The organism is Tenacibaculum sp. L6 (assembly GCF_028823685.1).
Classification (GTDB): domain Bacteria; phylum Bacteroidota; class Bacteroidia; order Flavobacteriales; family Flavobacteriaceae; genus Polaribacter.
Genome location: NZ_JAPEHZ010000062.1, coordinates 1 through 12,434 on the forward strand (window position 1 = coordinate 1; position 12,434 = coordinate 12,434).

The 12,434-nt window shown below is 31.3% G+C and carries 7 protein-coding genes; 6 read left to right on the forward strand and 1 reads right to left on the reverse strand.

What is annotated here, in order from left to right:
• The 4 genes from OU788_RS10150 to OU788_RS10165 form a co-directional block, all read left to right on the forward strand.
• Nucleotides 1-1,828, forward strand: a 1,828-nt coding sequence (locus OU788_RS10150; protein ID WP_274635075.1) for a T9SS type A sorting domain-containing protein, incomplete at its 5' end; no start/stop codon positions are given.
• A gap of 13 nt (nucleotides 1,829-1,841) precedes the next feature.
• A complete protein-coding gene (locus OU788_RS10155) occupies nucleotides 1,842-2,012 on the forward strand; it encodes a hypothetical protein (protein WP_274635076.1) in 171 nt (56 codons plus the stop codon).
• Nucleotides 2,013-2,077: 65 nt separating this feature from the next.
• The gene (locus tag OU788_RS10160) at nucleotides 2,078-3,199 is read left to right on the forward strand and encodes a hypothetical protein (RefSeq protein WP_274635077.1); all 1,122 of its coding nucleotides are present in this window, start codon (nucleotides 2,078-2,080) and stop codon (nucleotides 3,197-3,199) included.
• Nucleotides 3,189-4,274, forward strand: coding sequence for a nucleotidyltransferase family protein (locus OU788_RS10165; RefSeq protein WP_274635078.1), 1,086 nt, complete (start codon nucleotides 3,189-3,191; stop codon nucleotides 4,272-4,274). Before OU788_RS10160 ends, OU788_RS10165 begins: the two co-directional genes overlap by 11 nt.
• On the opposite strand, the gene OU788_RS10170 is transcribed toward OU788_RS10165, so the two are convergent.
• Entirely contained in the window at nucleotides 4,258-5,610 is a 1,353-nt protein-coding gene (locus OU788_RS10170) for a UDP-N-acetylmuramate--L-alanine ligase (RefSeq protein WP_274635079.1), read from the reverse strand. The genes OU788_RS10165 and OU788_RS10170 overlap by 17 nt on opposite strands.
• A 186-nt stretch (nucleotides 5,611-5,796) precedes the next feature.
• Here OU788_RS10170 and OU788_RS10175 point away from each other — a divergent pair, with 186 nt between their 5' ends.
• Complete coding sequence (locus OU788_RS10175; protein ID WP_274635080.1) at nucleotides 5,797-9,447, forward strand: MG2 domain-containing protein; 3,651 nt, start codon at nucleotides 5,797-5,799, stop codon at nucleotides 9,445-9,447.
• Entirely contained in the window at nucleotides 9,369-12,380 is a 3,012-nt protein-coding gene (locus tag OU788_RS10180; RefSeq protein ID WP_274635081.1) for an alpha-2-macroglobulin family protein, read from the forward strand. Before OU788_RS10175 ends, OU788_RS10180 begins: the two co-directional genes overlap by 79 nt.
• Nucleotides 12,381-12,434 lie beyond the last annotated feature (54 nt).

Below are 12,434 nucleotides of genomic sequence, written 5' to 3' on the forward strand. Positions count from 1 at the left end.
AAACCCTGGATTTGGTTCTTCTATAGGATCCTTATCATCAGCAGGTGCTGGAGGCACTTTAAATTTAGCTGCTAGTGGTGATGCTTTATTTGCTTATTTAGGTACTGTTGAAGCACCAACTACATTTTTAGCAGGTATTCAAAATGAAGCGGGTAACTACGGTGATTTAACTGGTAGTGGCTTAACTGAAGGAAGCACTTTTATTAACCTCTTTGAGACAGGAAATCCCGACGGGGGTAAATACATTGGGCCAAGAACAGGTTTAGGTGCTTATAGTGCCTATCTTACTGAAATAGCCAATATTACTAATTGGTTAATTGACATCGATAATGGCGAAAATCTTCTTCCAATTGATAATACAGCTTTTAAAGTTACACCTATTTGGACTGGCGCAACTAATAACGATTGGAATACAGCTTCAAACTGGGATTACAATGTTGTTCCTCCTAACAATGCAGATATAACTATTCCTTCTGGGTTAGAGAACTATCCAACTGCCTCGTCAGCGTTAACCTTTAATTCATTAACAATTAATAGTGGAGCTTCTTTTGTACCACAAAGTACTGTTACTGGTACTGTAACTTATAAAAGAAGTTTACCAACTACATTATGGTACTTGGTATCACCTCCTGTTGCTGGTGAAACTTTAGAGGATATTATTGCTAACCATACCTTGGCTTCTGGAACTGGTGGTAATTTAGGGTTAGCTCCTTACAGCAATATTACTGGACCAGCGTGGTTATATGTGCAAAGTGGTAATACTGGAACAATAACTAATGGAACAGGTGTTTCTATTAAGTTAGCAACCCCGGGTACAGTTTCATTTACAGGTACAGCGAATACTTCTAATATTGCTAAAGCTATTTCTACAGGTAGTAGAACTAATTACAACCTTATAGGAAACCCATATACAGCCTATATTAACTCTGTTAGCTTTACAGCTGCAAACTCATCTATACTTACTAGTGAGACCATTTGGTTATGGAACGGAACACACTACACTACACGAAATGCACTTACCCCTATTGAAATTGCTCCAGGGCAAGCATTCTTTGTAGAAGCCGCAACAAGCAACAATGTTATCTTTGCTTTTTCAAACCAAAGTCATCAAAATTCAGATACATTCATGAAGCAGGAACCTATTCCTTCAATTGAGTTATCTGTTAGCAATAACGAAATCAAGAGATCTACACAAGTTTTTTATGTTTCAGGAAAAACTACAGGATATGATAGAAGTTATGACTCGAAAATGTTTGGAGAAGATACTTCTGGCTTAGCTGTATTTACTGAGCTACTCACCAATAATCAAGGAAAACAATTAGCTATTCAAACATTACCCAATAATGATTATGAAAAGATGATTATTCCCATTGGTTTAAGAGCTAATGCTGGTGAAGAAATAACTTTTTCTGTGAATTTTGAAAACTTACCAGATAACCTTAAAGTATATTTAGAAGATAAAAACAATAGCACTTTCACTAATTTATCTGAAAAGAACTATACTACTACGCTTAGTAAAAATTCTAATGGTACAGGACAGTTCTACCTACACACAAGTGCTAAAAACTTAAATTTAAACCTACCTAATAAAACAAAAGGTATAGAATTATTTAAACCTAAAAACAGTCAAGTCATAATTGTTAAAGGGCTTCAAAATCAAAAAGCTACTTTAAAAATGTTCTCTTTATCAGGTAAACAAGTTTTTAATACCACTTTTAACTCCAATGGTTATACTGAAATTTCAACACCAAAACTAGCTTCAGGTGTTTACCTTGTTGAGTTAGTTTCAGATTCTATAAAAACGAATGCTAAAATTATTTTAGACTAAAAAATTAAGAATTATGAAAAAACAAATTAAACATAACAATAAAGACATAACTAGAAAAGAAGCTTTAAAGAAGATAGGAAGCTACAGCAAATATGCCGCTTTAACAGCTTTAGGAACCTATATGATTTTAAATCCGCAAAAAGCACAGGCAGCAAGTCCTGAAGATCCAGGTCAAGATTTCTAATTTTATTTAAACACCTATACTAAAAGACCTCGATAGATTTATCGAGGCTTTTACTTTAAAAAGTTATGAAGAATAATGTAATTAGACAAAGCATTGAAAATAAAAGTATTATCTGGTTCCAAGACAACAATGAATATCTTGTTGTAGAACCTTTAATTACTGAAATACATTCTCTTTTAAACAAAAAAATTAACAAAGAAGAAATTGTTTCTCAAATAACTAAACAAGTTAATATTCCTAACAAAGAAGCCTTTAGTTTAGTTCAGGATATTGAAATGCTACTTAATACTTCAAAAAAAACACCTAGAAATAATCAAACTCTTTTAGTACAAAAACCACAGATATTTCATTCAATAAAATATTATAAAATAAATGGATTCTATTTTCAAGTAAATTTTGCTTCTGATATAGAAACCTCTTTAGTGCATCCAAAATTTGCTCATTTAGAAATTGAAAACACTACTAATATCGACCATCAATTTGAAGTATATAGTAACAATAATGCTATTTCTTTTTCTATAGATGGTTTGCACATCGGTACTTGGAATTTGAATGAAGTACATTTTTTTCAAGGAAAATTTTCAATGGAATTAGTACAGAAAATACATCAAAAAAATGAAGATGAATGGATAGGAACTTTTCACGCATCTGCTGTTAGCAATGGTGATAATGCTATTCTATTTTTAGGAGATTCTGGCAACGGAAAAAGTACTTCATTAGCATTATTACAAGCTAATGGATTTACTTGTTTAGCCGATGATTTTGTACCTGTTGATAACTCTTTAAATGTACATAGTTTTCCTTCTGCTATATCTATTAAAAAAAACAGTTTAGAGACACTACTTCCAATTTATCCTGAATTGAAAACATCTGCTGAATATCATTTTAAAAAACTTAATAAAATTGTTCGGTACTTACCTACCAACAACAAAAATTACTCTTTAAAACTTCCTTGTAAAGCCTTGGTCTTTATCAAGTATCAAAAAAATAGTGATTTAATCATTAATAAAATTTCAAACATTACAGCTTTTGAACAATTAGTACCTGATTCGTGGTTATCTCCCCTCCCTGAAAATGCTAAACTTTTTTTAGATTGGTTTGAAAAGTTACCATGTTATCAGCTAACTTATTCGGATAATGAAAAAATGATTTCAACTGTTAAAAAAATATTTGCTGATGACTTATAAAGAGGCTTTATTATTTATTGGTAAGTGTCTAACTATTACTTACGAAAAAACGAATAGGGATTTAGTTGAAGAAAAAATTAAATCGGATTTGGTTGACTGGAACGCTGTAGTTAAAGTAAGTACAACCCACTATGTTTTCCCAGCATTATATTGCAATTTAAAACGAGCTGATTTTTTACACTACTTACCTACTGATTTAGTCGAATATATGAAACATATTACTGATTTAAACAGGGAGCGAAATCAGCAAATTATAAAAGAAGCTAAGGAAATTAATGAACTTTTACTATCAAACAATATCAATCCCATTTTTTTAAAAGGAACGAGTAATTTATTAGAAGGGCTTTATGAAGATATCGCTGAAAGAATGGTAGGCGATATTGATTTTTTAGTTGATAAAAACCATATTGAAACTACTCTTAATATCCTAAAAAAATATGGCTATACTGACAAAGTTTCTGAGCTTTTTGATGATCACAGGCATATACCTAGAATTACACATCCTGAAAAAATTGGAGCTATTGAAATTCATAAAAACATGTTACGAAAAGAAAAAGCTACATTTTTCAACTACAGAACTGTTAAAGACTCTCTGTTTACAACTAATAACATCACCCTTTTATCAATTGAAAATCAAATCAAACTAACTGTATTTTCTAAATTGATTAATGATAATGCTTACTTTCTTAAAAGCATCAACTTAAGAGGTGCTTATGATGTTTTCCTTCAAGGAAATAAACTAAAATCTGAAACTATAATTACAGACACAAACCTATCTAAAGAATTAAATGGTGGTTTAGATTTATACAGTTTTATTTTATCTAAACCACAGAACCTACAATACACTTCAGACAACAAAAGTCAGCAATACATTAAAGATTGTTTACAAAGCTTAACACCAAACAGCTATACCAAAATCAAGAAAAAGATGTTAAGCTTCTACTTAAAATTATTATCTAGAGTTCAAATTTTATTCAAAGCCCTATTTAATAAATCTTATTTTTTATTTGTTTACTCTAAAATAACAGATGTTAATTGGCTAAAAAGAAAGTTTGGTTTTAAACCAAGTTCTTAATCTCATCAAAATCTAAACCACCATAATTACCAGAACTCATCAATAACAAAGTGGTATTCTCTAAGTTTTGACTGAATAAAAACTCTTTAAATTCCTGCGGATTTGTATATATAATCAGATCATCTCGCTCAAAAGCATTCGCTATTTGTTCTTCAGAAACTTCTTCTAGCTGTTTAATTTTTACTGCATAGGGAGAATAAAACACCACTGCTATATCTGCTTTATCTAAAGCTCCTTTATATTCTGATAAAAACTCAGCATTTAAACTCGAATAGGTATGTAATTCTAAACATGCTAACAAAGTTCTATCCGAATATTGATTCTTAACCGCAGCTGTAGTTGCTGCAACTTTAGATGGTGAATGTGCAAAATCTTTAAACACTACTGAAGAAGGATTTTCAGCAATCTTTTCTAATCGTTTGCTTGCTCCTTTAAAACTAGCAATTGCTTCATAAAACTCATCTTCATCAATTCCCATGTGTTGACAAATCCACTTTGCCCCAGCTAAGTTTTGTAAATTATGATCTCCAAAAATTTCTAACGGTAAATCTCCCTCAGACGTTTCTAAATAAGTAGTTCCATTATCAATAAAATAATCTGGGGTTTTATAAGGATATTTTTTTATCGGATGAGTTGAACTTTCTACCACTTCTTTTAAAATGGCATCTTCCTCATTATATACCATGATTCCTCCATTTGTTAAAGAATCAGTAAAAATCTTGAACTGTTCTACATAGTTTTCAAATGTTGGAAACACATTGATATGATCCCACGCAATTCCACTTAACAACGCAATATTAGGTTTGTATAAATGAAACTTCGGACGCATATCTATCGGTGAACTCAAATATTCATCTCCTTCTAACACAATAAATTCATTTTCCTCTGTCAAATGCACCATCGTATCAAAGCCTTCTAATTGTGCTCCCACCATATAATCTACTTCTCTTTCATGATAATTTAACACATGTAAAATCATAGAAGTTATGGTTGTTTTTCCATGTGAACCACCAATAACTACACGAGTTTTGTCTTTAGATTGTTCATATAAAAACTCTGGATACGAATAAATCTTCACTCCTAATTCTTGTGCTTTCAACAACTCTGGGTTGTCTTTTTTTGCATGCATTCCTAAAATTATAGCATCTAAATCGGTAGTAATTTTTTCTGGAAACCAACCAAATTCTTCTGGCAACAACCCTTTATTTGCTAAACGAGTTTTTGATGGATCGTGAATTGTATCATCACTTCCTGTTATTTGGTATCCTTTTTGTTGTAAAGCAATGGCTAAATTATGCATTGCACTACCACCTATGGCTATAAAATGAATTCTCATGTAGTAAATTATCTGTAATGTATAAAAACCCAAAAATACAAAACCAAGTAAGAATTTTAAGTATCTTTAAATATTAAACTCATTGAAAAGTTGCACACACTCACTCAAATGCTATTATTACAAACTTTAACTTGTAATAAATTGACTTTTTTTAGTGTTTTGTATTTATAAATGAATAATCACGTTATGAAAAAATTGACCTCTATTTTGCTACTAATTTTATTTTCAACCATAGTAAACGCTCAAGAAAACTATAAAGATTTATGGGAAAAAGTAAATCAATTTGAGTTGGATAATCTACCTAAATCAGCTTTAAAAGTTGTTGAAAGTATTTATGAAAAGGCAGAAAAAAGTAACAACTCACCTCAAATTATAAAATCGCTATTTTATAAAAGTAAATATTCATTGACTTTGGAGGAAGACGCGCAATTGAAAATTATCAATCAATTCAAACAACAAATTGATAAAAGTAATTTTCCTACCAAGAATGTACTCGAAAATATTTTAGCTAACTTGTATTGGCAATACTTCAATCAAAACAGATGGAAGTTTTACAATCGAACACAAACGGAGCAAAAAGTTGATGGAAACGATTTTAGAACATGGGATTTAGACACACTTTTTACTGAAATTCACTGTCATTATCAAAATTCTTTACAAAATGAAACACTACTCCAAAAAGTAGACATATATGAGTTTGGAGAAATTATCCACGCTGTTAAAGATTCTAAAAAATTTCGTCCTACTCTATTCGATTTTTTAGCGCATAATGCTTTAGAGTTTTATAAAACTACAGAAACCAGCATTACAAAACCTACCTATCAATTTAAAATTAATGAAGCAAAATATATTAGTGATGTTAAAACATTTTCAAACCTAAAACTCACTACAAAAGATGATTCATCACTACAATTCAATGCTTTAAAAATTTATCAAAACCTACTTTCTTTTCATTTAAAAAATAACAATCTAGAAGCTTTGGTTGACGCCGATATACAACGACTTCATTTTGTAAATCAGCATGCTACTTTTAGCAACAAACAAGAGTTGTTGCTACAAACCTTAAAAACACCAGTAAACAACTATAAAAACAACGAAGTAAGTGGTTTGTATCAATATGAAATTGCTAGAATTTATAATCAACAAGCAACCTCATATCAAGCTAATAAAAATGAAGATTTTCGTTTTAAAAATAGAGATGCGTTAGCTATTTGTAATAAAGTAATTGAACAATTTCCTGAAAGTATTGCTGCAAAAAAATGTAAAACTTTACAGCAACAAATCAAATTAGAATCATTAACTCTTCTTTCTGAAAAATTTGTTCCAATAAACAAGCCTTCAAGAATATTAGTTACTTACAACAACATTGATAAACTACATTTTAGTGCTTATAAAATCACCACTAAACAGTTAGAAGAGCTTCAAAAAATTTATAAAGACGAAGATAAAATCAACTTTATAAAAAAGCTACAAAAAACTACTTCTTGGAATAGTGCTTTACGAAACGAAAAAGATTATTTACAGCACACGACTGAAGTTGTTGTTCCAAAATTAACTCAGGGAAATTATTTAATCGTAGCTCATAAAAATGCCATTTTTAATACTTCTGACCTATACGCTACCGCCAACTTACAAGTAACCAATCTAGTATTGGTTGAAAACAACAATAACGGTATCAGAACCTACCAAGTGGTGGATAGAAACACAGGAAAACCAATTAAAAATGCTGAATTATTATTACAAAACAAGCAACGTAGATACGGAAAATCAATTCATAAAAAATTAACAACCGATAAAAATGGTTTTGCTAGTTATAAAAGTAATGACAACTTTAGCAATGTATATATTACGGTAACTACAAAAAATGATTCTGCTATTTTTGGGAATTACTACCTATACAAACACCACGAAACATCTGATGTTGAAGAAGAGGAAGATATAAATATCAAACCTTTTATTTTCACGGATAGAAGCATTTATCGCCCAGGTCAAACGGTATATTTTAAAGCTATTTTTATTCAGCAAAAAGGAGAAGCTACAAAACCATTTACCAATGAATATGTACAAATCACATTAAACGATGTGAATGATCAAGAAGTAAAAACATTGAATCTAAAGCTGAACGAATATGGTTCAACTTCTGGAGAGTTTATACTACCTAACAATGGATTAACTGGTGAATATTCATTTTCAATAGATGAAAGCGAAAAACGAGAAAGTAAATTTTACGATAATGCAGATTATTATTTTACCAAAGAAGATTATATTACTCCTATTTCAGTTGAAGAATATAAACGTCCTAAGTTTAAAACTGAGTTTAAACCTATCACTAAAACTTATAAGGTAAACGACAGCATTACTGTTCACGGATTCGCCAAAGCATTTTCTGGAGCAAACATTACCGATGCTAAAGTAGTATATCGAGTGCATCGTAAAGTACAATATCCTAATTGGTGGTATTGGCGTAGACCTCAATTTATTTCAGAAGTACAAGAAATTACGCATGGAGAATTGACAACCGATGCCCAAGGAAACTTTTCAATCACCTTTAAAGCAGTTCCTGATGAAAGTGTAGACAAAGAAAATCTTCCTGTTTTTGAATATGAAATCAATGCTGATGTTACCGATATTAATGGCGAAACTCGCTCGGCTACGTCGATTGTAAAAGTTGGATATCATTCATTGCTTGCTTCAATAGTAGCTCCTTCAACAATAGACAAATCAGACAAGGAAACTACCCTTAAAATCTCAAGTAAAAATTTGAATGGAGAATTTGTTCCTGCGGAAGGAAACCTTAAAATATACAAACTACAAGCCCCTAAAAGTCCGTTACGTAGCAGACCTTGGAGCACTCCTGATTATCAAGATATTTCAGAAGCTGATTTTAGAAAGTTGTTTCCACACGATGCTTATACCAAAGAAGAAGAAAATCCTGAAACTTGGAAACAAGGTACATTGGTTTTTGAACAAGCTTTTGATACACAAAAATCAAAAGAAATTATCTTAAAAAATTATTCAAAATGGATTTCTGGAAAGTATGTTATCATATTAAACTCCAAAGATAAATTTGAACAAGATGTTACCGATAAAACTCGTTTTACATTAACAAAAAGAGTTGAGAAAAGTGTAACCGATAATCAATTATTTGTTTACAACACAGACAAACCGAGTTACAAATCTGGTGATAATGTAGAATTACAAATTGGTTCTGCTTCAAAAGATGTAACTGTGGTTATTCAAATAGAAAAGAATCATCAAATTGTAAAAACAAAACTTATTCATTTAAATAATGATTTAAAAACAATCAAAATTCCAGTTACAAAAGAAGATATTGGTGGGTTTGCTATCAAATACTACTTTGTGAATTATAACAGTTTTGTAAGCGGAACGATTCCTATTTCTGTACCTAACAAACAAGAAACAATTACCATTGAAACCAATACATTTAGAGATAAACTACAACCTGGAGCTGAGGAAACTTGGAGTTTCACTATTAAAAATGATAAAAACAACAAAGTAGCTGCAGAAGTTTTAGCGAGCATGTACGATGCTTCTTTAGATGAATTCAAAGCACATAATTGGCAATTCAATCCAATTACAACTTCAACCTATTATTCTTACGGCAGCAGTGCAAATGCTTACCAAAGTTTTGGCAATGAGCATTTCAGGGTTTTTAATAGAATTTATCCTAATAGTTATTATCCAACACAACAATACGATCGCTTAAATTGGTTTGGATTTAGCTTTAATAATCATCGTTGGGTTCAAAAACGTATCTTGTTCAACGACTTGCAGAAACTCAAAAAACTACAAGAAAAGATTATGATAAAATTATAACAGGAACTGTTCAAGACGAAACAGGACCTCTTCCGGGTGTTACTGTGTTAGTTAAAGGAACATCCTTTGGAACTGAAACAGACTTTGACGGAAAATATTCTATCAAAGTCAAAAATGGTGATGTTCTCGTTTTTAGTTTTGTTGGAATGAAAACTGAAGAACGACAGTTAAATGAATCTTCAATAGTAATTCTTACTTCAGACAACTTATTAGAAGAAGTAGTTACTGTGGCTTACGGAACAACAAATGATCAGCCTTATGCTGCTCTAAAAGGTAAAGTAGCAGGTGTTGAAATAGTAGAAAGTCAAGAAGAAGCTGATGGCATCGTCAGAATTAGAGGAAATGCTTCTTCAAATGGAAAAAACACTCCTATCTACATTGTAGATGGAAAAGTTGTTGGTTCATTTAATATCTCTAGTAACGATATTGTATCTTCTACTGTTTTAAAGGCTAATGAAGCCATTGCTTTATATGGTGAAAAAGGAAAATTTGGCGCTATTGTTATTATTACAAAAGATGGTCAATCAAAAATAGATAACGAATTGGCTAATGTAAAAGCTAGAAAAAACCTTCAAGAAACTGCTTTTTTCTATCCACACTTAACTACTGATAAAAACGGAGATGTAACGTTTAGCTTTACCACTCCTGAATCATTAACACGATGGAAATTACAATTACTAGCGCATACTAAGGAGGTACAATCAGCTACAAAAACATTAACTACCGTTACTCAAAAAGAATTAATGGTGATACCGAATGCTCCAAGATTTTTAAGAGAAGGCGATCAAATTACTTTTAGTACTAAAATTGCCAACATATCTGATAAAAATTTAGAAGGAACAGCGCAACTTGTACTAACCGATGCAATTACTGGAAAGGAAATTGATTTGCTAGCTAATTCATTAAAAAACCAATCTTTTAATGTTGATTCAAATGGAAACACACAAGTTTCTTGGAATTTGGCTATTCCTGATACTTACCAAGCAATTCAATATAAAGTAATTGCCAAGGCAGGAGATTTTTCTGATGGAGAACAAAATGTGTTACCAGTATTATCAAACCGAATGTTAGTAACTGAAACGTTGCCTATGTGGATTCGTTCCAATGAAACTAAAACATTCACGTTAGATAAATTGGCCTCGACTACGCTCAGCCAACCAAGTAGTACTTTAAAACATCACAAACTTACTTTAGAAGTCACCTCTAACCCTGCATGGTATGCTGTACAAGCTTTACCTTATTTAATGGAATATCCATACGAATGCAGTGAACAAACTTTTGCTCGTTATTATGCTAATACCTTGGCGAGTCATATTGCAAATTCAAATCCGAGGATTCAAGAAGTATTCAACGCGTGGAAATCTTCGGATGCTTTTCTGAGTAACCTAGAAAAAAATCAAGAATTAAAATCGTTGATTATTCAAGAAACTCCTTGGTTACGTGACGCACAATCAGAAACAGAACAAAAGAAACGTATTGCCTTGTTGTTTGATTTGAATAAAATGAGAAATCAGCAGCAAAAAGCTATCAACAAGCTTACAGAAATGCAGCTAAACAATGGCGGATTCCCATGGTTTAAAGGAAATGATAATCCTAATGTTTTTATTACCAATCATATTGCTACCGGTTTCGGACATTTACAAAAATTAGGCGTTACCAAAATAGATAACTCTACAAAAAAGATGCTTGTGGATGCTATCCACTTTTTAGATCTAGAAATTGAAGAAGTTTACAAAAAGTTATTAGAAAGTGCTGAACGTATTAAAGCTGAAAAAGGGCAAAAAAAATACGAAGAATACTTAGAGAAAAATCACCTGAGTTATTTTATCATTCAATATTTATACATGCGTTCTTTTTATACTAATATTGAAATTAACGATACGACAAAAACCGCTGTTGAATACTATAAAAATCAAACAGAAAACTATTGGAAAGAATTCAATTTATACGGAAAAGGACAAATCACATTACTTCAATTTAGAAGCGGAAATACTTCCGTAGCTAATAAAATCATAGCTTCTTTAAAAGAAAACAGCATTACTTCAGAAGAATTAGGAATGTATTGGAAAGAAAACAAACCTAGTTGGTATTGGTATCAAGCACCTATTGAAACTCAAGCTTTATTAATCGAAGCTTTTTCAGAAATTGAAAACAACACAGAAACAATTGATAACTTAAAAATCTGGTTATTAAAAAACAAGCAAACCAATCGTTGGAAAACTACCAAAGCAACTACCGAAGCTGTATATGCTTTATTATTACAAGGTAGCGATTGGATTTCAGTAACCGATATGGTTGATATAACTATTGGAAATAAAGCTATCAATCCGACTCAGTTGGAAAATACTAAAATTGAAGCTGGAACAGGCTATTTTAAAACCTCTTGGAATGGTTCTGAAATTACTCCTGAAATGAGTACAGTAAGCATCACTAAAAAAGGAAAAGGTATTGCTTGGGGTGGCTTATATTGGCAGTATTTTGAAGATTTAGATAAAATTACCTCTGTTAAAAATCCGTTAAACTTGAATAAGAAACTATTCAAAAAAATTAACACTAACACAGAAAAAAAACTACAAGAAATCACCAAAGAAACACAGCTAGAAATTGGAGACTTAATCACCGTTAGAATAGAACTTCGTTCAGACAGAGACATGGAGTTTGTACACATGAAAGATATGCGAGCTAGTGGAGTTGAACCAATTAACGTATTATCGCAATACAAATGGCAAGATGGTTTGGGCTATTATGAAAGCACAAAAGATGCTGCAACAAATTTCTTTTTTGATCGTTTACCTAAAGGAATATATGTATTTGAATACGATGTTCGTGTGAATAACGCAGGTAATTTCAGCAACGGAATCACCACTATTCAGAGCATGTATGCACCTGAATTTAGTAGTCATTCAAAAGGAGAGAGATTACTAATTAAATAAAATAACTATCTTAGCAACACATAACACTAAATTAAAAATTATGAAAAAAATCTT

Coding starts and splice junctions, on each gene's coding strand:
- OU788_RS10175 (WP_274635080.1), top strand. CDS start 5,797: ATGAAAAAATTGACCTCTATTTTGCTACTAATTTTATTTTCAACCATA.
- OU788_RS10170 (WP_274635079.1), bottom strand. CDS start 5,610: ATGAGAATTCATTTTATAGCCATAGGTGGTAGTGCAATGCATAATTTA.
- OU788_RS10155 (WP_274635076.1), top strand. CDS start 1,842: ATGAAAAAACAAATTAAACATAACAATAAAGACATAACTAGAAAAGAA.
- OU788_RS10165 (WP_274635078.1), top strand. CDS start 3,189: ATGACTTATAAAGAGGCTTTATTATTTATTGGTAAGTGTCTAACTATT.
- OU788_RS10160 (WP_274635077.1), top strand. CDS start 2,078: ATGAAGAATAATGTAATTAGACAAAGCATTGAAAATAAAAGTATTATC.